The organism is Gemmatimonadota bacterium (genome assembly GCA_026387915.1).
GTDB lineage: Bacteria > Gemmatimonadota > Gemmatimonadetes > Gemmatimonadales > Gemmatimonadaceae > Fen-1231.
Map to the genome: position 1 here is coordinate 229,709 of JAPLKS010000022.1, position 26,406 is coordinate 256,114.

22 protein-coding genes are annotated in these 26,406 nt (G+C 63.7%); 14 read left to right on the forward strand and 8 right to left on the reverse strand.

The window, feature by feature from the left end; translation table 11 throughout:
• Together NTZ43_14865 and NTZ43_14870 are read right to left on the reverse strand one after the other, a co-directional pair.
• Window positions 1-672 carry a hypothetical protein gene (locus NTZ43_14865; protein MCX5768499.1) on the reverse strand — a complete coding sequence of 224 codons (672 nt, stop codon included), beginning with the start codon at window positions 670-672 and terminating at the stop codon, window positions 1-3.
• A complete protein-coding gene (locus NTZ43_14870; protein MCX5768500.1) occupies window positions 669-2,243 on the reverse strand; it encodes a cytochrome b N-terminal domain-containing protein in 1,575 nt (524 codons plus the stop codon). The genes NTZ43_14865 and NTZ43_14870 overlap by 4 nt, the downstream gene beginning before the upstream one ends.
• A gap of 73 nt (window positions 2,244-2,316) precedes the next feature.
• On the opposite strand from NTZ43_14870, the gene NTZ43_14875 reads away from it, so the two are divergent.
• The 5 genes from NTZ43_14875 to NTZ43_14895 are packed head-to-tail and all read left to right on the forward strand — an operon-like array spanning window position 2,317 to window position 6,208.
• Window positions 2,317-2,754, forward strand: coding sequence for an Rrf2 family transcriptional regulator (locus tag NTZ43_14875; protein MCX5768501.1), 438 nt, complete (start codon window positions 2,317-2,319; stop codon window positions 2,752-2,754).
• 45 nt (window positions 2,755-2,799) lie between these two features.
• Window positions 2,800-2,973: a hypothetical protein gene (locus tag NTZ43_14880; protein ID MCX5768502.1), complete on the forward strand. Its 174-nt coding sequence runs from the start codon at window positions 2,800-2,802 to the stop codon at window positions 2,971-2,973.
• A gap of 9 nt (window positions 2,974-2,982) precedes the next feature.
• Window positions 2,983-3,588, forward strand: a complete 606-nt coding sequence (locus tag NTZ43_14885) for a cytochrome C oxidase subunit II (GenBank protein ID MCX5768503.1) — start codon at window positions 2,983-2,985, stop codon at window positions 3,586-3,588.
• Window positions 3,585-5,330 carry a cbb3-type cytochrome c oxidase subunit I gene (locus NTZ43_14890; GenBank protein ID MCX5768504.1) on the forward strand — a complete coding sequence of 582 codons (1,746 nt, stop codon included), beginning with the start codon at window positions 3,585-3,587 and terminating at the stop codon, window positions 5,328-5,330. The genes NTZ43_14885 and NTZ43_14890 overlap by 4 nt, the downstream gene beginning before the upstream one ends.
• Window positions 5,330-6,208 (forward strand): SCO family protein, encoded by an 879-nt coding sequence (locus NTZ43_14895; protein ID MCX5768505.1) that lies wholly within the window; start codon window positions 5,330-5,332, stop codon window positions 6,206-6,208. Before NTZ43_14890 ends, NTZ43_14895 begins: the two co-directional genes overlap by 1 nt.
• Before the next feature lie 46 nt (window positions 6,209-6,254).
• Here the strand turns inward: NTZ43_14895 and NTZ43_14900 are convergent, their stop codons facing one another.
• Window positions 6,255-6,686, reverse strand: coding sequence for a hypothetical protein (locus tag NTZ43_14900; protein ID MCX5768506.1), 432 nt, complete (start codon window positions 6,684-6,686; stop codon window positions 6,255-6,257).
• A gap of 74 nt (window positions 6,687-6,760) precedes the next feature.
• On the opposite strand from NTZ43_14900, the gene NTZ43_14905 reads away from it, so the two are divergent.
• The 4 genes from NTZ43_14905 (at window position 6,761) to NTZ43_14920 (ending at window position 14,116) form a co-directional block, all read left to right on the forward strand.
• Entirely contained in the window at window positions 6,761-7,945 is a 1,185-nt protein-coding gene (locus NTZ43_14905; protein ID MCX5768507.1) for a DUF1343 domain-containing protein, read from the forward strand.
• 65 nt (window positions 7,946-8,010) lie between these two features.
• Complete coding sequence (locus NTZ43_14910; protein ID MCX5768508.1) at window positions 8,011-9,342, forward strand: cytochrome P450; 1,332 nt, start codon at window positions 8,011-8,013, stop codon at window positions 9,340-9,342.
• Window positions 9,343-9,413: 71 nt separating this feature from the next.
• Window positions 9,414-12,551 carry a spermidine synthase gene (locus tag NTZ43_14915; protein MCX5768509.1) on the forward strand — a complete coding sequence of 1,046 codons (3,138 nt, stop codon included), beginning with the start codon at window positions 9,414-9,416 and terminating at the stop codon, window positions 12,549-12,551.
• Window positions 12,548-14,116: a peptidylprolyl isomerase gene (locus NTZ43_14920; GenBank protein MCX5768510.1), complete on the forward strand. Its 1,569-nt coding sequence runs from the start codon at window positions 12,548-12,550 to the stop codon at window positions 14,114-14,116. Before NTZ43_14915 ends, NTZ43_14920 begins: the two co-directional genes overlap by 4 nt.
• Before the next feature lie 19 nt (window positions 14,117-14,135).
• Here the strand turns inward: NTZ43_14920 and NTZ43_14925 are convergent, their stop codons facing one another.
• Window positions 14,136-15,341, reverse strand: coding sequence for an aminotransferase class I/II-fold pyridoxal phosphate-dependent enzyme (locus tag NTZ43_14925; GenBank protein ID MCX5768511.1), 1,206 nt, complete (start codon window positions 15,339-15,341; stop codon window positions 14,136-14,138).
• Between the two features lie 88 nt (window positions 15,342-15,429).
• Here NTZ43_14925 and NTZ43_14930 point away from each other — a divergent pair, with 88 nt between their 5' ends.
• The gene (locus NTZ43_14930) at window positions 15,430-15,891 is read left to right on the forward strand and encodes an Lrp/AsnC family transcriptional regulator (protein MCX5768512.1); all 462 of its coding nucleotides are present in this window, start codon (window positions 15,430-15,432) and stop codon (window positions 15,889-15,891) included.
• Between the two features lie 87 nt (window positions 15,892-15,978).
• On the opposite strand, the gene NTZ43_14935 is transcribed toward NTZ43_14930, so the two are convergent.
• Window positions 15,979-16,263 carry a hypothetical protein gene (locus tag NTZ43_14935; protein MCX5768513.1) on the reverse strand — a complete coding sequence of 95 codons (285 nt, stop codon included), beginning with the start codon at window positions 16,261-16,263 and terminating at the stop codon, window positions 15,979-15,981.
• Entirely contained in the window at window positions 16,264-16,545 is a 282-nt protein-coding gene (locus NTZ43_14940; protein ID MCX5768514.1) for a hypothetical protein, read from the reverse strand.
• A 99-nt stretch (window positions 16,546-16,644) separates the two neighbouring features.
• On the opposite strand from NTZ43_14940, the gene NTZ43_14945 reads away from it, so the two are divergent.
• Window positions 16,645-19,554, forward strand: coding sequence for a gamma-glutamyltransferase (locus tag NTZ43_14945; GenBank protein ID MCX5768515.1), 2,910 nt, complete (start codon window positions 16,645-16,647; stop codon window positions 19,552-19,554).
• A gap of 1 nt (window position 19,555) precedes the next feature.
• Here the strand turns inward: NTZ43_14945 and NTZ43_14950 are convergent, their stop codons facing one another.
• Window positions 19,556-20,059, reverse strand: coding sequence for a hypothetical protein (locus NTZ43_14950; GenBank protein ID MCX5768516.1), 504 nt, complete (start codon window positions 20,057-20,059; stop codon window positions 19,556-19,558).
• 209 nt (window positions 20,060-20,268) lie between these two features.
• Here NTZ43_14950 and NTZ43_14955 point away from each other — a divergent pair, with 209 nt between their 5' ends.
• Window positions 20,269-21,933, forward strand: coding sequence for an amidohydrolase (locus tag NTZ43_14955; protein ID MCX5768517.1), 1,665 nt, complete (start codon window positions 20,269-20,271; stop codon window positions 21,931-21,933).
• A 107-nt stretch (window positions 21,934-22,040) separates the two neighbouring features.
• On the forward strand, window positions 22,041-22,586 hold the full coding sequence (locus NTZ43_14960; GenBank protein ID MCX5768518.1) for a hypothetical protein: 546 nt from the start codon (window positions 22,041-22,043) through the stop codon (window positions 22,584-22,586).
• Between the two features lie 37 nt (window positions 22,587-22,623).
• Here the strand turns inward: NTZ43_14960 and NTZ43_14965 are convergent, their stop codons facing one another.
• Complete coding sequence (locus NTZ43_14965; GenBank protein MCX5768519.1) at window positions 22,624-24,786, reverse strand: hypothetical protein; 2,163 nt, start codon at window positions 24,784-24,786, stop codon at window positions 22,624-22,626.
• A 95-nt stretch (window positions 24,787-24,881) separates the two neighbouring features.
• Here NTZ43_14965 and NTZ43_14970 point away from each other — a divergent pair, with 95 nt between their 5' ends.
• A complete protein-coding gene (locus NTZ43_14970) occupies window positions 24,882-26,390 on the forward strand; it encodes an amidohydrolase (protein ID MCX5768520.1) in 1,509 nt (502 codons plus the stop codon).
• Window positions 26,391-26,406 lie beyond the last annotated feature (16 nt).

Genomic DNA, 26,406 nt, shown 5'->3' on the forward strand with positions numbered 1-26,406 from the left:
CTAATTGTGAGGCGCGGCAGACGGCGGTGAACTACGTGCCGGTAGCCCACGCGTGACCTGCAGCGATCGCCGTTCAGGATCAAAGGTGATCACCTGCACCCCACGATCCGCAAAGGTCAGCGTGGTGTCAATCACCAGTTGTGCCGGAACGGCGGCACCGGCTCGGCGCGCGCGCTCCGTTGCCTCACGCTGCGCGCGCCCAGCGTACATGCCCGTGTCGGCGTCCGAAGCGGCGGCCGGCGCGAATGCTGCCGCGTCATCGTCCGTCTGTTCGCGACGCGTAAAACTGACGCGTATTCGGCGGGTGCCAGGCGCCACATCCACATCGCGGAGCAAATACATCGGCCGATCATTGCGGAGTCCGGCTCCGTGCACCACAGATTCGTTCACGAGTTGGCTATCGACGGACACGCGCAGCAAGTAGGTCGCTGCGTGTCCCTCGCACTCCACGCGCTGCCGCATGTGCGCGGGACGTGCCGCGAGTTCGGCCTCTGAGAGCGTGCGGCATGTTTCAATGCGTTCCGGGCGCGCGCTCCACGAAAGGCGGAGTCGCGCCGCATGGCCGGAGTGATAGGACCACGGCACGGCCGAGGCATACGCGAGGAGCGCGAGGGCGACCGCGCTCACGACGACGGCGCGCGCGAGTTGCACTGGCGATTGACGCGGCGTCACTGGGCGGCCTCCGTGATGGGCGCCGCAGCAGCGACCGGCTCGCACTCGGCCTGCAACTGCACGTCGTGTTCACGGTCTGGGCTGGGCAACGCCGCCACGCTCTGCGCAAAGTCGTCGAACGCCGAGAGTGTGCCCGCGAGATCGCCGGCCGCAAGCGTTGCGACACACACCCGCGCCGTATCAACACGTGGCTGCAACTCGGCTTCGCGTTGCGCATAGAACCGCTCGCCGAGCCACTTGGGGCCTTCGCGACCCACGCAGTCGCGCGGCGGACAGCCGCACACGATCACGCCGCGCGCGCCTTGCCGCACGAGCAGTTCCACCACGGACGAATGCAGATTGCCCACACAGGGCACATCATGGATAGCGGCACCGCGTGCGCGCAGTGCGGCGATATGTGAAGCGGGCGCCTGCGCACAGCACACCGCCACAATCGCGCTGGGTTGCGCGGTGATCTCTGGGAGGATGCGTGTCCGCAATACACTGAGTTGGTCGCGGCCGCTGCGGCCGAGCGGTCCCACACCCATTGGAGCGCACGAGCCCGCACACACACCACAACTCACGCACTTCGAGGCATCAACATGCGCCACGAGTGTTGGCCGATCGTCGTCGCGCTTTACCATGGTGATCGCGTCCCACGGACAATCTTGCGGGCACTGATTACAGCCGGTACAGAGTCGCGTATCGACGTGACTCGGCGCCCACGCTCCGGTGCGCGGGCGACGATTGAACCGTGGCACGAGGAGCAGGGCGATGAATATCACCGAGGCAACGCTCCACGCCGCGCCGGCGCTCATCCGTTCGGAGAGCGGCAGCCACCACGCGGCGACCAGATCGAGCGGCGTGGACAGCGGCAACGTGAATGCATCGGCAGCCGATCCGAGCGCGGCGGGCCATAGCACCGACGCGACGGCGAGCGCGCCGAGGATCGTCCACATCACGCGCTTGGGCGGCAGGAGCGTGGGGCGCGCCAGTCGTGAGACGTGCAGCCAGAGTCCCACACCCGCGCCGAGTGGCAACGCAATGTGCGCGAAGAGATTCACAAAGAAGAACGCGCTTGGCACGGCGCCGTCGCCGGCAAAGATGCGGCTCAGCGGTTCCGAGAACACCGGGAGGACGTCGAGGAGGCGCGCGCCTTCGCGCGCGAGGCGTTCGCCGAAGGTATCCCACGCCATCACATAGCCGGTCCACGCGCAGATGAGACCGAGGAGGAGTAAGAGGACGCCAGACACCCACGCGAGTGTGCGGGGGCCCCAATCGCGCCCCTGCGCGAACATGCGTGCGGCGTGGAGTGCGGCCGCGAGCACAAAAAGGTCGGAGGCGTAGCGGTGGAGGGTGCGGATCCAGGATCCGAGCCACGGGTCGGCGGCGATGCGGGCCACGGATTCAGTCGGCGCGCCGAGCCGGTAGACGAGAAGCAGGTAGATACCCGTCCCGAGGAGCACGAGGAGCATCGCGACGGCGACGGTTCCCGACTGGTGGAGCGGGTTCCACGGCCAGCCGTAGACCCTCGAGGCGATGGCATCGAGGGCGGCGAGGCAGCGGCGGGTCAGGCGGGCGAGGCGTTGCATATAGTGAGGGCTTGCGTCAAGTTTATCATATCGTCATGATGAATGCTAGAACCTACACCCGGTGGCTGTTCCGATGTGGCTTTCCAGTACCGCCCAAGATGCCCTCCGCGCCGTGTTGCATATCGCGGATCACGACGAAAAGCGCCTGGTGCGCGTCGATGAAATCGCCGCGGCTCTCGACTGTCCGCGCAACTATTTATCCAAGACGCTGCACGCCCTCACCCGCGCCGGCGTACTCCGGTCGGAACGCGGCCCCAAGGGTGGATTCCAGCTCGCAAAACCGCCCGAGGCGCTCGCCATCTCGCAGATCGTGGCCCCATTTGAGCCGGTCGGTGACCGCCGTTGCCTGTTCGGGCGCCCCGAGTGCGGCGGCAGCCATCCCTGCGCCGCCCACCATCGCTGGTCGGGCGTGGCCGCAGGCGTCACCGATTTCTTTTCCGGCACGATGGTCGCCGATCTCCGCAAGAAAAGCCCCGGCCCGCGACGTAAAGCCGCACGAAAGAAGTCGTAGCATTCCCGTTCGCCGCTCGTGTTCTCTCTCTTTGGAGGATGACCGATGGCCGCACCACCGCATGACGCCGACGATTCGTCTGAACCGATTCCGCTCGGACAGCGCCTGTTCGACAATGTGTTCCTGCTCCTCGGGCTCGGATTACTCGTGATGCTCGTCGCATTCACCGGCTGGGGCATGTGGGAGATCCTTTCCATGCCGCCGGCCACCCTACCATAAGAGGCCCGAATGCTCACGAAAGTTCACACCGGGCTCGAACCGGTCCGCGGCATTTGGTGGAAGCCCGCGCACAAAGCGGAGCGCGTGTGGGTCGGCATCGCCTTCGCGTGGTGCATGGTGCTCTTCGCGATGATGCCGCTCTGGCACTGGAAAGGCGGGCAGAACCCGTCCGGTACGCGTCGACGCGTCGAACCAAAGGCGTTCTACGCCCGCACGATGGCGTTCGCCACGCAGTACAAAGTTGGGGAAGACCGCGGACTCCCGATTGCCGCGCCGCCACCAGGCGCCGACGTCTATCTCATCGGCCTCACCTTTCAGTGGTATCCGATTCTCAAGCTCGAGCGCGGCAAAGAATACACGCTGCATCTCTCGTCGCTCGACGTGAATCACGGCTTCTCGCTTTTTCCGCTCTCGATCAATTTTCAGGTCGTGCCGGGCTATGACTACGCGCTACGCGTGACACCGACGTCCGCGGGCGATCTACGCATCATCTGCAATGAGTTCTGTGGCATCGGTCACCACACCATGGTCGGTCGCGTCATTGTGGTTGACGCCGCCGACAAGCCGGTCGCCGACAATCAACGTCCGACTCTGCTCGGCGGAGGTGACCGATGACCGCGCCCGTGTTGTATCCGTTCCGCACGTGTAACGCGACAGGGCACCGCATTGACTTGAGCGCCGAACGCCTCGTGAAGGTGAACGCGGTCGCCGCGGTCGTGTCGTTGCTGGTGGGCGCTATTGCCGCGCTCCTGCTCGTGCTCACGCGCTGGCAAGCGATCCATCTGCTCCCGGCGGTGTGGTACTATCGCATCCTCGGTGTGCACGGCATGAACATGCTCATCTTCTTCATCATCTTCTTTGAGATGGCCGTGCTCTGGTTTGCTGGCACGGTGTTGCTTGATGCCCGCCCCGCGGCACCGAAGTATGGTTGGTTCAACTTCGGGCTGATGGTGGTCGGCGCGCTCTTGGTTGAAACGATGCAATGGAGCGGACGCGCGGACGTGCTCTTTACCTCGTATCCGCCGCTCATGGCGCATCCGCTGTTCTATCTCGGCGTCATCTTCTTTGCCGTCGGCGCACTTGGCGTGGTGGGGCAGTTCTTTGCCACCCTCGTCATTGCGAAGCGCGAAAAGACGTACGTCGGTTCAATGCCGCTCGTCGTCTATGGGGCGATGACTGCCGCGGTGATCGCCGTCATCACGCTCGTGCACGGCGCCGCCGTGTATATCCCCACCTTCCTGTGGTCGATCGGCCTGATCAAGGCGATTGATCCCGAGATCTACCGGTTGCTCTGGTGGGCACTCGGCCACTCGTCGCAGCAGATCAATGTGGCCGCGATGGTCGCCATCTGGTACATGCTCGGCGCGCTCACGGTCGGTGCGGTGGTGCTCAACGAGAAGGTCAGCCGGTCGGCCTTCGTGCTCTACATTCTGTTTATCTCGATGGCGTCGGCGCACCATCTGCTCGTGGATCCGGGCTTTGGTTCGGCGTGGAAGATTGTCAACACGTCGTACTTCATGTACATGGCGGTGCTGGCCTCAATGGTGCACGGCTTCACCGTGCCCGCGGGCATGGAGCTCGGCATGCGGTTGCGCGGCTATACCGACGGCCTCTTTGGATGGCTGCGGCGCGCACCGTGGGGCGATCCGGGATTTTCCGCGCTCGTGCTCTCGGTCGTCGTGTTCGGCTTCTTTGGCGGCATCACCGGCGTGACGATCGGCACGGAACAGATCAACATCACCGTGCATAACACGTTGCGCGTTCCGGGGCACTTCCACGCCACGGTCGTCAGCGGTACGGCCATGGCGTTCATGGGCGCCACGTACTATCTCCTGCCGCTTGTCTTCCAGCGGAAGGTCGCGTTCTGGAAATTGGCCAAGATGCAACCCTACCTCTTCGCCTTCGGCATGTTGCTGGTGGAGATGGGCATGACGTTCGCGGGCAGTTTCGGCGTGCCGCGTCGTCACTGGGACATCTCGTTCTCGCAGGCTCCGTTCGGTGTGCAGTTTAGCCCGGCCGTGGATCTCTTTCTTGCGGTGATGGGCATCGGTGGCATTCTCGCCGTGACGGGCGCGCTGGCGTTCATTGCCATCGCCGTGAAGTCGGTGTTCCTGGGTGAGAAGGTCACGGAGTTCACGCGCGGTGTCGCCATGGAAGGCGTTCCGCAGGGACTCACGCACCCACCGGTGCATCCGGCGAATGCCGACGAAATGAATGAAGCGATGCACGCACCGGAACGTGGCATTGCCGGCGCGACGCCGGGGACGCTCGTCTTGGTTGGCGTGTTCCTCGTGGCATTCATGCTCTACTACTTCACGAACTGGAAACTGCTCACCTTCCTCTGGAAGATTGGGTGATGTCGGCGCGTTCCGGCCGGTTAGGGGTGGCAACGACCGCGTTGGTGGTGATCCTCGTGATCACCACCGCGTGGTGGATGCTTGCGCTCTGGCCGGCCGGGACAGCCTCCCCGGAGTGGATCGTGCGCACGCGCGCGGCCTGCTTCGGAACCGAACACTCGGGCTGGCCCGATGCCGGAGGATGGATTCTCCTCATCGGCGAGCCGATTGGTATGCTGGTCACGCTCGTGGCAATCGCGGGTGCGCAGCTCGAACAAGAACTCGGTGGCACGTGGCGCTGGTTGCGCGCGCTACCGCTGGTACGCACGGCGGTGCCGGCGGCGGCGGTGCTCGTGGCGTTCACGCTGGGGCTGGGCGTCGTCCTGCGTGCCACGGCCCATGCGTCGCAGATCGGCGCGGAGGCGGCGGCCGTTCTGGTTCAAACGCCGGCCCCGAGCACAGCGCTCGTGGATCAACATGGCAGCAGCGTGTCACTCTCCACGCTGCATCGCACCGCGATCATTACCGTGGCGTTTGGGCATTGTGAGGTGGTGTGTCCAACCATCGTGCGGCAGGTGCAACGTGCGCGCGCGACCGCTGGGCGTGAGGCGATGCCGCTTTTCATCGTAACGGTTGATCCGTGGCGCGACACGGCGGAGCGACTCCCCACCATTGCGCAGGCGTGGAATCTCGGCCCATCCGACCACGTGCTGTCTGGCGGCCTGGAGATGGTGGAGCGCACACTGGACTCGCTTCACATCGGGCGAGCTCGCGATCCCAACACCGGCAATGTGGCGCATGCCAATGTCGTGATGCTGGTTGATGGCAGCGGGAAGGTTGCCTGGCGGCTCGACGGCGACTTCACGCAACTCGCGGCGCGCTTGGCAGCTGAGCGTTAGGGCCGCGTCGCGTGCGGCCGGAGAACGGACGCCGCCGCTTCGCGCTCTATGACGGTGGTCGCGCCCCGCACACATAGTCCCACGTCGCGGCGCGCGCGGTTCCCGAGAGCACCTGCTCTTCGCGCGAACGACTGGAGAACAAATAGCTCGACCGCACCGCTCCTTCCGGAGTGTAGTATGTGATCGAATGCACACGCGAGCGGTGTGTAGCGCAGTTCACGCGTACATTGGCCACCGTGTAGGAAATAGTCGCACTGCCGACGGTGATACTGTCTTTTCTACTGCGTTTCAGAAATGGCACGACGTACCGACGCCGTACGAGCACTTCCGTTTCCGTAGAATCCACTTTCCGGATGCTTTTCGGAAAGACGGAGGCCACAAACGTTGCGGCGCGATACACCTCGACTTCAGGCGACGCTAACACACTGGGGTCCTGCGCGAGCATCAATGCAAATGCGGCAAGCACCGTGGGGGGCATGGCAGTTCGACGCTGGGGGGGATAGAAAGTTAGCTTTCTTTGGCGCGAACCGTTCCCCTCATCAACTACTCCTCGTGCCTGTGCTCTTCGCGGTTGATCGCCTCGTTGCCAACCGATCGCTGCTTGACGGCGCGCACCGCGTTGGCCTTGTCACCAACGACGCGGCGCGACTCGCCACAGACAGTACCGTGCATTCCCGCACCGCGCTCCGTGAAGTGGGAATAGATATTGTCCGACTTTTTGGGCCAGAGCATGGACTCGGCGCAACTGCCGCCGATGGTGCCCCTGTAGCGGATGGCGTTGACCCGCTAACCGGCATAGAGGTTGTGTCGCTCTACGGAGCACGCATGAAGCCGACCGCCCAACAGCTGAACGGCCTCGACGTCGTGCTGTTCGACATCCCTGACGTGGGCGTTCGCTTCTATACGTATGCGTGGACCCTCTTCTATATGATGGAAGCCTGCGCGGAGCTCGGAATCCCGCTCATCGTTCTCGATCGCCCCAATCCGCTCGGCGGCGAACTCGCGCGCGCCGAAGGACCCATGCTCGACCCGTCGCTGACGTCGTTTATTGGCGCCGACAACATTCCCATTCGCCACGCGCTGACGCTTGGCGAACTGGCCACACTCTGGAAGCTGGAACGGTGGCCGCAGGCAACGCTGCGGGTGATTCCCTGCACCGGATGGCAGCGCGATATGCGCTCGCCGGAGACTGGGCTCGCGTGGGTTCCGACCTCACCGGCGATGCCAGCATTTGAATCGGCCGCCTGCTATCCAGGCACCTGTCTCTTCGAGGCCACCAATCTTAGCGTTGGGCGTGGAACTGCGACGGCGTTCCAAGTGGTGGGCGCACACTGGCTCGATTCTGCGGCGGTGCTCCAATCGTTGGCGCGCGAGATTCCGCGCGGCGTTCGGTTTGAACGCGATGCGTTTGTCCCTATTACAGGGCCGTACGCCGGCGAGCCGTGTGAAGGCATTCGGCTTATCGTCTCGGACGGGGCCACCTTTCGCCCCGTCGCCACAGGGTTGCTCCTGCTCGCGGCCGTGATCAAGACACACCGACTGCGTTTTGCGTGGGCGCGTTACCCTACCGCCGCCAATCCGTCGGGCGACGGGCACTTCGAGCGGCTGGTTGGAAATCGCGCTATCCGCTCTCGCCTCGACGCTGACCCTTCTGGTGTGAACGCTGCGATGGTCGCGGAGTGGCTGGCCGTGGATACGTGGGCTGCGCGCGTGCGCCCGGCTCTCCTGTATCCGTAGCGCGCGCGCCGCTCCCTCTCCTGCGGAGCGGGCGTAGATTTGGGAATGCGCACAGACCCCACTGCATGACCGGCCAACTCCCCCCCGGGCCACGGGCGCGTTTTCCGGGTGAGTTCATCCTGCGGGCGCTTCGCGATCCGCTCGATTTCTTTATCCAACTCACCGCCGAGTACGGTGATGCGGTTGGCGTCGGTATGGGACGTCATCCGCTGGTGTTGCTCACGCATCCAGATGCCGTGCGCGATGTGCTCGTCACGAACCAAAAACAATTCGTCAAAGGCCACGTTCTCGAACGCGCCAAGATTCTCCTCGGCGACGGGCTCCTCACGAGCGAAGGCGAACTGCATCTTCGCCAGCGCCGCATGATGCAGCCCGCCTTCCATCGCGAACGCGTCGCTGGCTATGCGGCCACGATGGTGCTGCACGCCGCGCGCGCGCGCGACCGCTGGCGCGACGGAGAAGCATTCGACGCACACGAGACGATGATGGCCCTCACCTTGGCCATTGTCGGCAAGACGCTGTTCGATGCCGATGTTGAGGGCGAAGCATCAGAAATTGGACAGGCGCTGAACACCGTGATGAGCTCGTTCAACCAAATGATGCTCCCGCTGGGGCCACTGCTCTTTCGGTTGCCGCTGCGCACGTCACGCCACTTTCACCGCGCACGCCGTCGCCTCGACGACACGATCTATCGCATCATTGCCGAACGCCGAGCGAGCGGGCACGACACCGGCGACTTACTCTCGATGTTACTCCTTGCCACCGACGCCGAAGGCGATGGGACAGGGATGAACGACCAGCAGCTCCGCGACGAAGCCCTCACACTCTTTCTCGCGGGTCACGAGACCACCGCCAACGCGCTCACCTGGGCCTGGTATCTCATTGCTCGGCACCCCGACATCGAAGCGCGGCTCCACGCCGAGGTGGATGCGCTGGGGCACGAGCCGTCATTTGAAGATCTGCCGAAACTCGAATACACGCGGCGGGTGGTCAGCGAGGTGATTCGGCTCTACCCGCCCGCGTGGGCCATCGGACGGCGCGCCATCGCCCCCGTGACGATCGGCGAACATCTCATCCCCGCGAACGCGCGCGTCGTGGTCAGTTCGTATATCACGCAACGCAACGCCCGGTGGTGGCCGGATCCTGAGACGTTCAACCCTGAACGCTGGCTCCCAGAGCCGTCCGCACGACGGCCAAAGTTTGCCTACTACCCCTTTGGCGCGGGAACACGTGTGTGTATTGGCGAACAGTTCGCGTGGACCGAAGCGGTCCTTGTGATTGCCACTATCGCTCAGCGGTGGCGCCTCTGGCTCGCTCCCAAGCAACGCATCGCCATGCTACCGCAGATCACCCTGCGGCCGCGGTACGGCATCCGGATGGTCGCCACCCGGCGATAACTCGGCGGTATCAGCACGCCGCCACGGCCCGTGCGATGCCGACAGTGCCGCCGCAGTATAGCTTTTCCCCTATGACTTTGCTCCTCACTGCGGTCTTTATTCTCTCCGGCGCCGCTGGACTGATCTATGAGTCCATCTGGAGCCGGTATCTAAGTCTGCTGGTCGGTCACAGCGCGTACGCGCAGGTGATCGTGCTCGTCATCTACCTCGGTGGCATGTCGGCCGGCGCCGCGCTCGCCGCGCGGTGGTCGTCACGCATTCGCGAACCGTTGCTCGGGTACGCGATCGCCGAAATTGTGGTCGGAACCCTCGGGCTCTTTTTTCACGATGCCTTTCGCGCGGTCAGCGCCTTTGCATATGCGTCGCTCTTTCCGGCGCTCGCGGGCGGTGTCACACTGGTCGTCGCTAAATGGACCCTTGCTGGATTATTGATTCTCCCGCAGTCGCTCTTGCTTGGCACCACTTTTCCGTTGATGAGCGCAGGGTTGTTGCGCCGCGTGTCGTCGGACGGACGGACGAACAGCGGGCGCACGCTCTCTTTGCTCTACTTTGCGAATTCGATTGGCGCGGCCGCCGGTGTCCTGATCGCTGGTTTCTATCTCATCCGCGCCGTGGGACTGCCGGGCACGCTGTTGGTCGCGGCCGTCGCGAATCTAACATGCGGTTTCACGGTGTTTGCGGCAGTGCGACTCCGTCAGGAAGCCGAAGCGCCATTGGTGACCGACGCGCCGCCGAGCGACCCGCCGCCGCTGCCAACGAGGCCCAGCATTGAGGTCGCCTCGGAAAGTGCGGACATCGGCGCACCCGCCGCGCGCTCGTCGGTCGCGCCCAGCGACACCACCGACCTGCCCACGCTCTGGCGCGTGATGCTCATTGTCGCGGCCGGCACGGCGCTCTCGAGCTTCATGTACGAGATCGCTTGGGTCCGGATGCTCTCGCTCGTGCTTGGCAGCGCCACGCACTCGTTCGAGTTGATGCTCTCGGCATTTATTCTTGGACTGTCGCTCGGCGCGTTCTGGGTGCGCACGCGCGCTGATCGCTTTCGCGATCCCCTGCGTGCGCTCGGCGTCACGCAGTGGTGGATGGGCGCACTCGCCATTCTCACGCTCGCAGCATTCCTGGCGTCGTTCCACTGGATGGCCACGCTTATTTCGGCGCTCGACCGGAATGCCGATGGATATCGCTTCTTTACCTTTGCCAAATACGCGATTGCGTTGGCGGTGATGCTCCCCGCCACGTTCTGCGCTGGCATTACCCTGCCGCTCATCACGCGCATGCTGCTCGCGGCTGGGAGCGGTGAGAAGGCCATTGGGGCAGTCTACAGCGTCAACACGCTTGGCTCTATTGTCGGAGCCGGGCTCGCGTCGCTCGTGCTCATGCCTTGGCTTGGGTTGAAAGTGTTGCTCGTCAGTGGCGGCGTGATTGACATGGCGCTCGGCGTGTGGCTCCTCTGGCGTGTTGGACGCGTGCATCAGCCCACGCGCCGGCTCACCACGGTGGCGATCGGCGCCAGCGCCTTGGTGCTACTGTACGCGGTATTCAGTGTGCCATTCGACCGCGGGGTGTTGATTAGCGGTGTGTTTCGCTACGGTCGCGTGCCGGCCGTGGGCAGTGTGCGTCTTGTGTTCTATAAGGATGGACGCACCGCCACCGTGAGCGTGCGCAAGGCCGAAGACGGAGGCTACTCGCTAGCGACGAATGGCAAGCCCGACGCCTCATTGTCACCAACCTGGTTCTCCACCGATACCGGCGTTGTGGTCCGAGAGCTCGACGGTGACGAGTCCACGCAGATTCTCTTGCCGATGATCACGCTGGCGCACGCTCCGAAGGCGGCACGTGCTGCCGTCATTGGAAACGGATCTGGCATGTCGTCGCATCTCCTGCTCGGAAGTCCTGCGCTTCAGAAGCTGGTGACGATTGACATTGAGCCGGAGATGATTCGCGCATCCAAGACGTTTTATCCGGTCAACAAACGCAACTTCGACGATCCGCGCTCTTCGTTTGTACATGATGACGCCAAGAGTTACTTCGCGGCGACCAATCAAAAGTTCGACCTCATTCTCTCTGAGCCATCCAACCCTTGGGTGAGCGGCGTGAGCGGGCTGTTCACGGACGAGTTCTATCAGCGTATTCGAGGGTACCTCACACCCAAAGGGGTGTTTGGGCAGTGGCTGCACCTCTATGAGATTGACGATGCGCTGGTACTCAGCGTGATCAAGGCCGTGCACCGCAACTTCAAGTCATACCAGATTTTCCTCACGGCCGACGTCGACATTCTGATTGTCGCTTCTAACGAAGAACAGCTTCCCACACCGGATTGGTCGGTGATGGAGCTACCGGATATTCAGCGCGACCTGCGACACTTCCGGCGGATTGAACCCAGCGCGCTCGACGCGCTTCGCCTCGCCTCGCGCGATGTCCTTGATCCGCTTATCGGCGATGGATCGGGCGCCAACAGTGACTTCTATCCTACGCTCGATCTCGGCACCGAACTCTCGCGCTACATGAAACTGTACGCGACTGGCTTTAGCGGGCTCGCTGATGTGCGGCTCGATGTGGGAAGCGCCCTCACGGGACGCCGACTGCTCCCCACGCGGGAGCGGGAGCCGTCGGTGAATATTTCGCGCGTGAATGCACTCGCCAGCGGTCAGCGGCTGCGCACCGAACTCTTTCCACCGGGCGCCGTGGCTGGCGACAAGGGATCGTTCCGCTTGGCGGTCACGCAGCAGCAAACGCTAGTGGACCTGATGTCGATGGGGCACGCGCCGGCAGACTGGCAGCTGTTCTTTAAGCTCGCCGAGGATGTTGAGGCCGATCGCCATGGTGGGACGCAGGGGTGGGTGGATGAACCCTTTCATGCGAGCGTGTTGCGATTCTTTGAGACGCAGCACGCCCCAGATGATGCGATTGCCGCTTGGCGTTTCTTGCACGCGGTTGCCGCGTATCAGTGGCAGGCGGCCGCGGCGGAAATTGACGCGCTCGCTGACGCGCGGGTGAATGTGCGAAAGTGGCTCGACGACGACCTCCTGCGCGATGGTGCCGTGATTGCGTTGCTCAAAACGGGGCAGCCCGCCAAGGCGCGCGCCACGTTCGACCGGCTCGACGAGTTTACCTCGCGCAAGGATACTGACCTCCGTGTGCGACTGCTTCGCGCTTGGGTAGACGCCGCGGTAAAGAAGAGTGCCCCCTCACGGAGTTCAAACGAATGAACCGTTCTTCGCGCGCGCACGTGCGTCGTGCTCTCATGGCTGCGATATCGCTTGTGATTGGCACGCGAGCCCTCTCCGCACAGGCTCGCCCGTTGACGGCAAACGATTCCGCGCTTGTCGGTCGCATTCTGCTCGCTGAGGATCGCCGCGACTCACTCAGCTCGGCGATTGCAGAGGGCGCGGCGCACGCGGATGCACGCATTCAACTGGTGAGCCGACGCGCGGCGGCCCGTACGCGCGATGCCCGCTTTGCCGCGCGAGATTCGCTTCCGGCTGTGAGCGCACCGCCGGTGTACGCCGATGCCGCGTGGCGGATTCGTTACCGCGCGCTTTCTGCGAAGAGCGAGTGCGCGTCCTTGCGTACCGCGCTCAGCGACAGTGTGTGGCACGTACGCCTCCGCGCCGCCGATTTATTGACGGCTACTTGTGCGTCTGATTCGGTGGCGGTGCGCATCGTAAAGGAATGGGCCGATCCCGTTCGGCTGGGCGCGTCATTTCCGACGCTCCCCGGCGGTGCGTCCTGGCACCCCGCCGCACACGCGGTGGTCGCGCTCGCACGACTCGCGCCAGGTGATGCACGCACGCTGCTACCGGCATTCACCAAACGTGCGTCCCCTGCGCTCCGCGCGTACGCCGCGCGCGCTGCCACGGAGCTGGCCGATACCGCGATGCTCCGCCGGTTCGCCGCTGATGCCAATGATAATGTGAAGGAAGTCGCCATTGATGGACTCGCCAAAATCGCCGGGCACGCAGCTGACGATGTCGTGCTCCGTGCGCTCTCGGCGCGCGGGTATCAGGCCGTGCGCGCAGCGGCACGCGCGCTGAAGGGTTCGCCGCGCGGCGGCGATGTCCTACAGGCTTCGCTCACCGCTGCCACGCGACTGCGCACCGACTCCAGCGAAACGTCGCGCGATGCACGCGTCGCACTCCTCGAACGGATTAGTGAGTTTGCCCACGGCGCCGATACAGCCCGCGTCGCGGCGCTTGCCACCGACTTCGATTGCGTTGTCGCAAAATCGGCGGCGACGATCGCCACGTCGCTGGGCACCAACACGACCGCACACTGCACGCCGCTCGCCGTCACGCTGCCGACTGACGCCGTGGCGCTCGCGCTCGGCGCCAATTATTCATTGCGTGTTGTGCTGGCAAATGGTGGAGCTTTTACCGTCCGACTCCGCGGCGATGTGGCGCCGCTCATGGCCGCGCGCATTCTCGCACTCGCCAAGAGCGGCTGGTACCGCAATCGCACCTGGTATCGCGTCGAGCCGGATTTTGTGATTCAGGGCGGCGGGCCCGGATCAAACGAGTACGTGGGTCACCCGCGCTTCATGCGCGACGAACTCGGCGCCATTCCGCACGTACGGGGCACGGTGGGGATGAGCACGCGCGGCCACGATACGGGCGATGCGCAGTGGTTCGTGAACCTCAAAGACAACCTGCGGCTCGGGCGGGACTACACGGTGTTCGCGGAGGTCACCGAGGGAATCGAGGTCGTGGACGCGATTCTCGAGGGTGAGGTTATCGCGCGGATTGACGTGGTGGGGGCAACGGCGCGTAGACGGTAGGCGGTTCTACTTGAACCGTCTACCGTGCACTGCCTACTTGCAGTAGCAGCTCCGCCGCCTCGAGCGCCGCGCTCAAATCCGTCCACAATGCCGAAGGATCTTCAAGCCCCACGCTGAGCCGCAGCATGCCGGGAGTGACGCCCCCTTCTGCTTGGCCTTCCGCGTTCACTACACGGTGCGTGAGTCCAGCCGGATGTTGAATCAACGAGTCCGCTGATCCAAGGCTCACCGCCGGCGTGATCACCTTCACGGCGCGCATCACTTCCGCGGCCGCGTCAAATCCTCCGGCCATCTCAAAGGCGATCATCGTACCCGGCCCGCGCATTTGACGGCCGATGAGATGACGCGGATCGTTGCCAGGGAGCGACGGGAAGAACACGCGCGAAATCGAAGGGTGCGCCGCCAGTAGATCGGCGAGCGTCACCGCGCCTGCCTGCATCGCGCGCACGCGCACCGGCAAGGTCTGGAGTCCACGATGCAGCAAGTAGGCGGCGAGCGGATGCAACACCGCCCCCGTCAGAATGCGTACCACACGCAACTGCTTCGCCCATTCCTCGGTGCACGCAATGACGCCGGCCATCACGTCGCCGTGCCCGCCAATGAATTTGGTGGCGCTGTGGAGCGACATCACCGCGCCATGCGCGAGCGGTTGCTGCAGCACCGGCGTGGCAAAGGTCGAGTCGACGAGCACGGGCACACGCCCCGCCTGTTGCGCAATATCGGCAATGTCGAGCAGTTCAATGGTCGGATTCGCCGGCGTTTCAATCACGACGAGCGCCGTATCGGCGCGCACATGATCACGCACGGTGCTCGCGGTGGCCCAGCTGACATCGAGATGCAACAGGCCGCTCGCGAGGAGATGGTCGGTGCCACCGTAGAGCGGACGCACCGCGACGATGTGCCGCTTGCCCGTCATCGTGGCAGCGAGCAGCGCAGCGGTGACCGCCGCCATCCCCGATCCAAAGCTCACCGCATCGTCGGCCTGCTCGAGCTGCGCAAAGGCGCGCTCAAAGCGGTCCACCGTGGGGTTGGCGAGGCGCGCGTAGATGTTGTTGCTCTCAGGACGCTCGCCACGGAGCATCGCGTCGATATTGGCGGTGCCTTCGGCCAGCTCCGGAATCGGATAGGTCGTCGAGAGATCGAGCGGGGCGGCATGCACCCCCATCGCGCGGAAATCTTCGCGTCCGGCGTGCACGGCAAGCGTATCGATATCTTGATATTTCATCGAATCCTGTCCGGTTAGGTTGCTATATACAGTATCTCCTTCGTATAGTTGTTCTGTCAAACGAATGTTTTTCGGAGCAGACATGGCAATAGACACCCTCGACCGAATCGATCGCGAGATACTCGCCGCCCTGGCGAATAATGCTCGGCTCTCCAACAAAGAGCTCGCCGCGCAGGTGGGGTTGGCCCCCTCCAGCTGCCACGAACGGGTGAAACGCCTGCTCCAGTCGGGAGTGCTGCGCGGCTTTCACGCCGACATCGACCCCGCCGCGCTCGGCGTGAACCTGCAGGCCATGATCTCGGTGCGGATGCGCACGCACTCGCGAGAGAACTACGATCACTTCCGCGCGTATGTACTCGCGCTGCCGGAAGTGGCGGCCGTGTATCACACCTCAGGCGAGAATGACTTTCTCGTGCATGTGCTGGTGCGCGACGCCGAGCATTTGAAAAACTTCGCGATTGACGCGATCATCACGCGGCCTGAGGTTGGGCACATTGAGACCGGGTTGATCTTTGAGCACGTGAGGGCGTGGAAAGGGTCCTACACCTGAGGCGTGCTCTGTCGTCAGTCGGATGCGATTATCGATTATCCGTTAACGGTTATCGGTTAACGGATAACCGCATACGACCTACATCCTTTATCTCCCCACCCCCAGTGCATCCGCCATCCGATTGATGTAGTTGAACCACGACGCAATCATCGTGATCTGCAGGATGCCGGTATCATCAAAGCCGTGCGCGCGCAAACCATCCAGCGTCGCCGGCGACACCCGCGTGGCGTCGACGGTGATCTCCACTGCGTACGCGAGCATCGCCCGCTCTTTGTCGCTCATGGGCGCCGTCTGCCATTCGCCGCGCAGTAGCGCGTCGGGAAGCGTGTCGTCCTGTACCACCATACGCAGAAACTCTGCGTGCGATTCCATTCAATACCGGCAGTTGTTCGTGACGGAGACTACCGTCGCAATCATCTCATGATGCCGGCGTTCGAGTGGGAGTTCGGGCGCCATGGCGGCGCCGAATGTCGAGAAGGCGTGCTGCAACGCGGCCGGAATCAGGCTGTGCGACGCCAGAATCTTTTCTTCCGCGGGCACGCTGGGCTGCGTCCCCTGCCCATACTCCTTGGGGTAGAGCTTGGCCTGGGCCAGAAAGGCATCGCGCAACGGGCCGGGGGTCGCCATTGGGTCGAACGTCTTGATCCAAGTCATAACCCCAACGGTACCGCCGCGACGGCGGCATCGCCAGCGAACCACTGCCCCGCGCCGTATTTTTTCGACATCCTCTTCATTAGATAGCCGGAGCTCGCCGTGTCTCTCGTTCTCGCCGCCTTTCTGCTGCAGGCCGCCAGTGCTGACTCCACCGCACTGCACGCTGTTCGCACCCCCACCTACGCGCCCGACGGACGGGTAGCGGTGAGTAGCGATGGCGGACTGTTTTTGCGCCGCACATCAGGGGCGTGGACGCGTCTCTCCACGAGCAGCGCCTGGGACCGTGACCCCGCCTTCACGCGCGACGGCTCGGCGATCGTCTTCTCGTCTGATCGCTCGGGCAACTGGGATCTCTGGCGACTGCGCGTCACGGCCGACGGCGCCGCCGGAGAACCCGAACGTGTGACCACCTCCGCTGCCGACGAAAGCGCGCCCACGACCGCGCCCGACGGCAGCATTGCATTTGTGCGGGGACGTGGCGCATCGGCTCGCATCTGGATTCGCGCCACCGATGGCAACGAACGCCGACTCGACGATCGTGAGAACACGCAAACCGCGCCGCGCTTTTCTCCCGATGGTCAGCGTGTGGCGTATATCGTGACGAGCGAGAATGTGCGCCGCGTGATCGTGCGCGGCGTGCAGAACGGACGCGAGACCACCGTTAACGCCGATCGGGCCGCCGAGCGACTTGCGTGGTCGCCGACGGGTGATCGCGTGGCGTTCTCGACGCGCGCCGGCGTGTTTGTGTCGCCCGCCGACGGACGCTACACGAACATTGCCTCTACACATCACGGCGACATCGCCTGGTCGCCCGACGGCGCGACGGTCGCCATTGCCGAATACGACGAGCCATCCGTTGGCTATAACGGCGACCCGGACCGACTCGGTGAGCGTGTGGCCGCTGAGCGATTTGGCGCCACCGACAAACTGTTCTTCGTCGCTGCACCAGTGGCGCCCGACGCGAACCTCGCGGAACAACACGTGACGGCCGCCGACGATCGTGCCGCGCGAAACGCCGCGGCCTATGATCGGGTGTGGGAGCGTTCCACCAAGCTGTACTTCACCGCCGCGGATGCAACAACGCGCCGCGCACAGTGGGATGCGGTCCGCACCAAGCATCGCGGGGAAGCTGTTGCCGCGCGAAACGACGACGAGCTCCAGCGCGCCATCTGGGCGATGCTCCGCGAGCGGCCGCCGCTCAAGGCCACCGCCACCGGCCGCGCTGCCGTGAGCAGTGCCCACCCCGTGGCCACCGAAGCGGGGCTCGAGATGTTCCGTGCCGGCGGCAACGCTGTAGATGCGGCCGTCGCGGTGAGTTTTGCACTAGGCGTGGTAGAACCCGATGCCAGTGGCGTAGGCGGCTACGGTGAAATGGTGGTCACGCTCAAGGGGATGGAACGGCCGACACTCATTGAGTTCATGAGTCGTGTGCCGGAAGCGGCGTCGCTCGCCAATACCTCACTGTTGCAGAATGGTCGATATCCGAGTGATGGCCCAGCATTGGTGAATGTGCCGGGGACGGTGGCCGGGATGTATCTCGCGTGGAAGAGCTACGGCAGTCACAAGCTCGAGTGGAAAGATCTCATTGCGCCTGCCCTACGAGCTGCGCGCAATGGCTACGCGGTGAGCGAAGGACTCGCCACCACACTGGCCACCGAGCGTGAGCACTACGCCAAGTATGAGGGAAGTCGTGCGCTGTTCTTCAAGGACGGCCACCCGCTCGTGGCTGGTGACACCGTGCGCAACAGCGGACTCGCGTGGGTGCTCGAACAAATCGCTGCCAACGGCGCTGACGGATTTTACAAAGGCGCCGTGGCGGACAAATGGGTGACCGACCTTCGCGCGCACGGCAACGTGATGACCGGCAACGATCTCTCGCGCTATTACGCCGTGGAACGCGCGCCGGTGGCCGGGCAATATCGCGGCTTCACCCTCTGGTCGAGCGCTCCACCCGTGAGTGGTGGCGCCGAACTCTCGGCGCGGATGAACTTGATGGAACAGTTCGCCACGCCCAAACCATACCCCGACGACGCGGCTACACTCAACGCCGCGCTCACCGCGTGGTATTTGGTGCCGAGTTCGCGCAATAAGATTGCGGACCCAGGAATGTGGCCCATAGATGTGGCGAGCATTATCAATCGTGACACGGCTGTTGCGCGCTGGAAGTGCTACGACGCCGAACGAGCGATTCGCCCGTCGGATTTCCGCGGCGACACGCTCGCCTGCTTGGCCCGCAACACAAAGACGGACAGCGCGAAATCCGCACCGGAGCGCAACGATGCACCGGACGCGGCGCTCGCTGAATGCGCCGCGCCCGACCACGCGCGCGAAATCAGCGCGTGCCATTCTGCTGGCACCACAGCATTCACCGTGGCAGACAACGACGGCAATGTCGTGGCCGTCACGCAAACGCTCGGCACGTGGGGCGGAAATTTTTACGTCACGCCGGGGCTTGGCTTTCTCTCAAACGACAAACTCACGAGCTACGGCACCGACTCCACGCAATACGGACACCGTCTGCCATTCGCACGACACGGCAGCACACTCGCACCGACCATCGTCTTCAAGGGAAAGAAGCCTGTGTTCGCCGTTGGTGCGGCGGGCAACTCGTGGATTACGTCGGCGGTGTTTCAGGCGCTGCTGGGTGCGCTCGACTATGGCTACGATGCGCAACGTGCGCTCGAACTTCCGCGCTTTCTCCCCGGAGGGGCGGGCGGCGGAGCGGGTGGTGGTGGACGCGCGGGCGGAGCGGGAGGTGGTGGACGCGCAGGCGGAGCGGGCGGTCGTGCCGCGGCGGCGGCCACCGAGGCGCGCTACAATATTCAAATTGAAGATGGCTTCTCGCCGGACGTCATCAAACGTCTCCGCGAACTCGGCTACGACTTTACCGTGGTGTCGCTGCGTGGTGAACTGCGCGAGGGCTACGGCGCGGCCATCACGATTGACGGCAAGAAAGTGACGGCCGGTGCGGACCCGCGGCGCGCTGGCGCCGCGGGTGCCGTGCCGTGAACTAGATAGCGGGCGAGGGCATACCGATCGCGCCCCACTCTTCCTTGGCCGGACCATACACGCCGGGCACCGCGAGCCCGGCCTGACGCATCAGGACCGTCATCTGCCCGCGATGGTGGTTCTGGTGCATCACGAGCACCTGGAGCGTGAGGCGACGCGGCCACTGCTGGCCGTACATGCTGTCCATCGTGTCGAGCGTGGCGTCAGTCCAGTTGGCCTGCAGTTCTTTCACGAGTGAGGCCGACGCGGCGGCGTAGCCGTCGGCAATCGTCTTCGCGCTCGACGGCACCGGTGCGTGGGCATCCACGCCAGCCACCGTGAGGCCGGTGTTGTGCATCATCTCGGGCAATGTCTGCGCGATGTGCCACGCCATGCGGCCGAGGGTGCGGTGATCGTTCGACACACTTTGGGCGAGCGATGCGTCGGTCAGCGCGTTGAGAATTTTCTGCGTGGAAGCTGATTCGTGCGCCCACGTATCGAGAAAGCTTTGAATGGTCGTGAACATCGTCACTCCGGCGCCGGTGATGTTGGGGGGGGGGGGGCGAGAACCGCCTAAAGCGGACAAACGGCGTGCGGCGGCGGTCCGTTCCAAGGGGCCTCGGTCCCACGGTCCGGTGGCCTAGACCGCTCGCCAGCCGCATATTCTAATGTGACGCGTTCAACACCCATCGCGCCAATGCGTAGCCTCGACGTACCCACTGGAGATTCCCAACGATGTTTCGACCGAACTGGTTGCGCGGCGCCGCCGCCACCGTTGCCCTGATCCTCGCCCCCATCGCGCTGCACGCTCAAGGCCGTGGCGGCGGTGGTGTGAACTGGGCCGATTCCATCAAATACAAGTACGCCCAAACGCCGCAGCTCGAGAAGTACAAAGAAGATGTGGCCAAGGCCATCGACGGCAAGGCCAAGATGATCCAGGTCATGGTGGACCAGATCTTCAGCTACGGCGAACTCGGCATGCAGGAGTTCGAGACGTCCAAGTACCTCACGGGGATTCTCGAAGAAAATGGTTTCAAAGTGGAACGTGGCGTGGGCGGAATGCCGACCGCGTTTCTTGCCCGCTGGAGCAATGGCACCGGCAAGCCGGTCATCTCCCTCGGCTCCGACATTGACGACATTCCGCAGGCGAGCAATCGGCCGGCGGTCGGGTATCACGAAGCCATCGTCGCTGGCGCGCCAGGGCACGGCGAAGGACACAACTCCGGAATGCCACTGAACGTGGCCGCCGCGCTCGCCGTGAAAGAGATCATGATTCGCGAAAAGATCTCTGGCACGCTCGAGCTCTGGCCGGGCGTTGCCGAAGAACAAATGGCGGGCAAGGCCTTCCTCGTGCGCGCGGGCGTCTTCAAGAATGCGGACGTCGTGCTCTTCTGCCACGTCGGCAACGACATGGGTGTGAGCTGGGGACAGAGCGGAAGCACCGCGTTGATTTCGGCGCTCTTCAAGTTCAAGGGTTCGAGCGCGCACGCCGCCGGTGCACCGTGGCGCGGCAAGAGCGCCCTCGACGCCGTGATGCTCATGGGGCAGTCGTGGGAGTTCCACCGCGAGCACATGGAACTGCAGCAGCGCTCGCACTACGTGATTCCAGACGGCGGCGATCAGCCGAACGTGGTGCCGAGCACGGCGAGCATCTGGTTCTACTTCCGTAACAATGATTACGAGAAGACCACCGCGATGTTCGAGGATGCCAAGAAGATGGCGCAGGGCGCCACGCTTATGACCGGCACGCAGCTCGACACCGTGATGATGATCGGATCCGGCTGGAGCGGCCACTTCAGCCGTCCGGTGGCCGAAGCGATGTACGCCAACATCAAGCGCGTGGGCATGCCCAAGTGGGATGAGAACGATCAGACACTCGCCAAGGGACTGCAGCGTGAACTCGGCCAGCGCGAGAGCGGGCTGCTGCTCGAAGGCGGCCGACTCGGCGGCCCCGTGCGCGACGATCAGCGCACCGGCGGTGGCTCGGACGACATCGGCGACGTGGCGTGGAACGTGCCGACCATCACGCTCAACTATCCGTCAAACATTCCTGGTACGCCTGGCCACAACTGGGCCAACGCGATTGCGATGGCCACGCCGATCGCCCACAAGGGCGTGGTCGCGGGCGCCAAGGTGCAGGCGATGACGATTCTCGACTTGCTGCTCACGCCGCAGGCGATTGCCGACGCCAAGGATTATTTTGAGAATATTCAGACCAAGACCGTGAAGTACAAGCCGTTCTTTGCGGCCACGGATCAGCCGCCCATCTGGCTGAATAAGGAAATCATGGCTAAGTACCGGCCGGAGATGATGAAGTTCTACTACGACTCCAAGAAGTTCCCGACGTATCTCGACCAGCTCGGCATCAAGTATCCGATCGTGAAAAAGGTGCTGCAGTAGTCCGAAGCGCTCGATGCACAAAGGGGACGCCGCGCATTGCGGCGTCCCCTTTGTATGTTAAGTTCGATAGAGAGTGGTACCTGTCTCGTTGACCGAGGTAATGAACCATGCAGATTCGATTTGCCGCACTTGTGGGAGCGCTCGCGCTGGCCGGAACGGTTCGCGTGGCTTCCGCGCAGGCGCCCGCCCCGGCTTTTCCGTGCCACGACAAAACGTGCTCGCTGGCGTTCGACTGGGGCACCGGCAAAACCTCCGGCGACTACGGGGCCGATCGCAAGTACGGCTCCGCGGAAGATTTTGAAGCGACTATGCGCACCGGTCTCAAGGCGCACGGATACCGCACGCAGGATTCGCCGCAGGGTTCCGAAATCATGATCACCTTCCGGCCGCGGATGCGTCCCCGGTCGTTGTGCGACGCGATGCCCGGAACAAACTCCGATATGACGTGCACCGCCATGTCGGATTTGCAGGTGACCTTCTTGTCAAACGATCCAGCGGTCAAAGCGCCTTCGTCAGTCCGCATCAGCAATCGCTGCGGCAGTGGCGACATGTACCTCACGATGCGGCAGTTTGGTCAGTTCGCGGCGGACATGATCTACTTCAGCAACGAAGGCTCGGCGAAAAAAGAATCCAAGCCCACGATGCCCTGCTAATCGCGGGCGCCGCGCGCCACCGTGTGCTGGCGCGCGGCTAGAACTCCCACGTAATCCCCGCACTGGGCAAGCGCCCAATCTGCGGGTCCGGGGTGCGGGTCACGAGAATGGAGTTCCCGCTCACCGACGTGCGATAGTTATACGCGGCTGGATTCTCCGCGTCGAACACGTTGAACAAATCCACAAAGAACGAGAGCTTCCCGTGACGGAGTGCCACGTCACGGGTGAGCCGTGCGTCCACGCGGTGATACCAGGGCATGCGACGCGTTCCGAGGGCGTTTGCCGGGCCGTATTGCGTCAGCACCGTCACCGAGCGCACGCCCTTTGAGTTGTGCACCGTGTCAGCCACGAACTGCACCGGTGCTTCTGGCCATCCGCTGTGCGCTTGAAACGCGAGGCTCAATCGCCAGTCGGAATCCACCGGGCGCCAAGTGGCATCCACGTAGAATGTGTGCGGCTGATCCCATTTGCGCGGGACGTCCACCGTGCCCAGTCGATCGCTCACATTGGCGTGCGTGTAGCTCGCTGCCCAATCCCATTCGCCGGCACCGAGGCCGCGCACGCTGAATTCCACACCCGTGGCGCGGCCGTGCGTCGCTGGAAAGAGCACGCGATCCTGTTCGAGTTCCGGAAACACTTGGAGGTCGCCGCGAAGATTGATGTAGCGCGGAGACTCGTACGTCACCTTGCGCTCATACGCTTCTACCTTGGCAATCGCAAACAATCCGAATCGTTGCTCGAGTCCCATCACGCGATGCTCGGCGACATCTTCATTGCCAAACTGCGTCACTCCATCCTGTACTTGCAGCGCAAACGCCTGTTGCGGCTGTGTATAGCGGCCTGCGGCCACACGAAGCGTAGTGGTGGGCGAGAGAGTGAACATCACATTCGCTCGCGGACTGACGGACTGATCATGCGACCAGGTGGCATCGTCAAATCGGGCGCCAATTTCCGCGACGAGCCAGCGCGTCGGTCTCCAACGCGGTGCTATGTACGCGCCGAGTTGCGCGCCATGCTTTGAGAAAGCTGCACTGACGGGGAACGCGAGATTCGCGATGGTGTCGGCAATCACGGCGCGTTTGGTACGGATGGCGGCGTAGTCGTACGTCGCCCGCTCCGAGCGAAACTCTCCGCCGAACTTGATCAGAAACTGGTCACCAAGCGACCAGACCCAATCTTGGCGAACGCCGCCAAATCCGGCGCTGCGCTCATCGCGCATGGTGGAGCGGATCGCTGAGATGATTTGCGCGTCGCCGCCACGAGTCCAATCCAGTTGCCCGAGCGATGCCACGGTGCGCGCCGACAGGTGCGGGGTGAACTCCGCGTCCCACGTGAGCCACGTATAGTGGCTTCCGTAGCGGCTTGTGATGCCGCCGTCCTTGACTCGGTAGCGCAGATCGTCATCGGCCCAGAGTACATGTGCGGCGAGCTTGTGGCGCGCGTTGATGTCCCAGGTCGCGGTGGCCAATAGGTCGGCATAACGGGGCGACACAGAATCGCTGCGCCCGGCGAGCTTCAAGGCAAGATCGAGATAGCCGCGCCGAGCTGCGACGCTCCAGCCGCCGCGTCCATTTGCAAAACCGCCCTGCGCCTGCAATCGCACGTTGGTCACGCTCACGCCAACAGAGGCGCGAAGACTGTCGGTGCGCGGCGCACGTGAGTGAATGGAGAGTACGCTTCCCAGCCGGCCGCCGTATTCACTCGTGAAGCCCGACGTCACGAGGTCGATCCCTTCCACGCTCTGCACGTCGAGAATCGAGAGCGCGTTGTCGAAGTCCTTCATATGGAAGGGTTCGAACAGTTCGAGGCCGTCGAGCGACACATGCAACTGGTCGATCTCCGCACCGCGCACATGAAAGGCTGCACCGAACTCGTTGCTTGCCAGTCCCGGGAGACGTTGAATCGACCGAAAGAGGTCTTCGCCCAGCTGTGGGCGCGAAATAATGGCGTCGCGGCCGAGCGATTGGGCGGTGCCGCGGATGGGGGAGAGGAGTCCGAATGTCCCCGGTGTGACCACGACCGCCGTCAGAGGCTGGGGCGATCGTGCGCGCGCAGAGTCGAGCGCGGCGCGTATGGAATCGGGGCGCGCCGCCGATCGTGTGCTGTCCGCCACCCACCGCGCGCGCGCGCTGTCAGAGGCGCTCTGCCCGGAGGCGCGCCCCGCAACCAGCATCAACACCCCCATCACGGCTCGTCGCACGGCGGGGGTCACGCAAACGGGTGGTTGTTTCGTACATTCTCCAGAGCAGACCACCAATACTACCCCGTGTTCCCTGAAATTTGACGGAGTCCACTGTGCGCATTACCCGTCGCCTCGCTCTTGCCTGCTCGCTCCTCCCCGCCCTGCTCGGCGCCCAAGGCGCTGCCGACCCGCGTCTCGCTCGGCTCAAAGCCGAGATTCCTAAGGCCATCGACGCCAAGGCCAAGATGATCCAGCAGATGGTGGATCAGGTCTTTTCGTTTGGCGAATTGGGGATGCAGGAGTTCGAATCCTCAAAGTATTTGAGCGGCATCCTCGAGCAGAATGGCTTTACCGTAGAGCACGGCGTCGCCGGCATGCCCACGGCGTGGGTGGCCAAGTGGGGCTCGGGCAAACCCGTGATTTCGCTTGGTTCAGATATTGACGGCATTCCGCAGTCCACGCAAAAACCCGGCGAGGCGTTTCGCGATGGGATTGTCCCCGGCGCACCCGGGCACGGCGAAGGACACAACAGCGGCGTGCCGCTCAACATCGCCGCCGCGCTCGTGGTGAAGGACATCATGACGCGCGAAAAGCTGCAGGGCACCATCGTGTTGTGGCCTGGTGTCGCCGAGGAACAGCTGGCGAGCAAGGCGTATTTGGTGCGCGCTGGCGTGTTCAAGGATGTGGACGCCACGCTCTTTGCCCATGTGAGCAGTGAGTTCGGTATTTCGTACGGCGACGAACCAGCGCTCACGCTCATCAGTGCGCTGTTCAAGTTCAAGGGCGCGAGCGCGCACGCGGCCGCCGCACCGTGGCGCGGCAAGAGTGCGCTCGATGCCGTGATGCTGATGGGGCAGAGTTGGGAGTACAAGCGCGAGCATATGGAAACGGCGCAGCGCTCGCACTACATCATCTCCGACGGCGGCGATCAACCAAACGTGGTGCCGAGCACCGCGAGCATCTGGTTCTTTTTCCGCGAGCGCGATTTTGACCGCGTGACCGCGATGTACGACGACGCCAAGAAGATGGCGCAGGCCGCCGCGACCATGACCGGCACGCAGGTGGACACCATTCAGGTGATCGGCTCGGCGTGGCGTCCGCACTTCAACAAGTCGCTCGCCGAGGCGATGCACGCCAACGCCGCCACCGTGGGGATGCCGGCGTGGGACGCGAAGGATCAGGCGATGGCCCGTGGCGTGCAACGTCTGCTCGGCGTCGCGGCCGAAGGGCTCAGCACCACAGTGCCGCCGCTCCGGAGTCCGCAGGCCGCGGCGGCCGCGAGCACCGGTACCGGCAGCGACGACATTGGCGACATCAGTTGGACGGTGCCGACGATCACGCTGTACTATCCCGCGAACATCCCCGGCACGCCTGGCCACAACTGGAGCGACGGCATCGCGATGGCCACGCCGATTGCCCATAAGGGCGTGGTGGCCGGCGCCAAGGTGCAGGCGATGACATTGTTGGATTTGATGATGCAGCCGAAGGTCGTGGCCGACGCGTGGGACTATTTCACCAACGTCCAGACCAAGACCGTGAAGTACAAGCCGCTGATGGCGCCGAGCGATCAGCCGGCGATTTGGCTTCGTCAGCTTACCCCTGAAGTAGACCATCGAAGTTAGATTTGAGCGGTGCCCA

Bases quoted from the DNA above. Each gene is read 5' to 3' on its own strand.
- NTZ43_14870 (MCX5768500.1), bottom strand. From the start codon at position 2,243: ATGCAACGCCTCGCCCGCCTGACCCGCCGCTGCCTCGCCGCCCTCGAT.
- NTZ43_14875 (MCX5768501.1), top strand. From the start codon at position 2,317: ATGTGGCTTTCCAGTACCGCCCAAGATGCCCTCCGCGCCGTGTTGCAT.
- NTZ43_14880 (MCX5768502.1), top strand. From the start codon at position 2,800: ATGGCCGCACCACCGCATGACGCCGACGATTCGTCTGAACCGATTCCG.
- NTZ43_14885 (MCX5768503.1), top strand. From the start codon at position 2,983: ATGCTCACGAAAGTTCACACCGGGCTCGAACCGGTCCGCGGCATTTGG.
- NTZ43_14890 (MCX5768504.1), top strand. From the start codon at position 3,585: ATGACCGCGCCCGTGTTGTATCCGTTCCGCACGTGTAACGCGACAGGG.
- NTZ43_14895 (MCX5768505.1), top strand. From the start codon at position 5,330: ATGTCGGCGCGTTCCGGCCGGTTAGGGGTGGCAACGACCGCGTTGGTG.
- NTZ43_14900 (MCX5768506.1), bottom strand. From the start codon at position 6,686: ATGCCCCCCACGGTGCTTGCCGCATTTGCATTGATGCTCGCGCAGGAC.
- NTZ43_14910 (MCX5768508.1), top strand. From the start codon at position 8,011: ATGACCGGCCAACTCCCCCCCGGGCCACGGGCGCGTTTTCCGGGTGAG.
- NTZ43_14915 (MCX5768509.1), top strand. From the start codon at position 9,414: ATGACTTTGCTCCTCACTGCGGTCTTTATTCTCTCCGGCGCCGCTGGA.
- NTZ43_14920 (MCX5768510.1), top strand. From the start codon at position 12,548: ATGAACCGTTCTTCGCGCGCGCACGTGCGTCGTGCTCTCATGGCTGCG.
- NTZ43_14925 (MCX5768511.1), bottom strand. From the start codon at position 15,341: ATGAAATATCAAGATATCGATACGCTTGCCGTGCACGCCGGACGCGAA.
- NTZ43_14935 (MCX5768513.1), bottom strand. From the start codon at position 16,263: ATGGAATCGCACGCAGAGTTTCTGCGTATGGTGGTACAGGACGACACG.
- NTZ43_14940 (MCX5768514.1), bottom strand. From the start codon at position 16,545: ATGACTTGGATCAAGACGTTCGACCCAATGGCGACCCCCGGCCCGTTG.
- NTZ43_14950 (MCX5768516.1), bottom strand. From the start codon at position 20,059: ATGTTCACGACCATTCAAAGCTTTCTCGATACGTGGGCGCACGAATCA.
- NTZ43_14955 (MCX5768517.1), top strand. From the start codon at position 20,269: ATGTTTCGACCGAACTGGTTGCGCGGCGCCGCCGCCACCGTTGCCCTG.
- NTZ43_14960 (MCX5768518.1), top strand. From the start codon at position 22,041: ATGCAGATTCGATTTGCCGCACTTGTGGGAGCGCTCGCGCTGGCCGGA.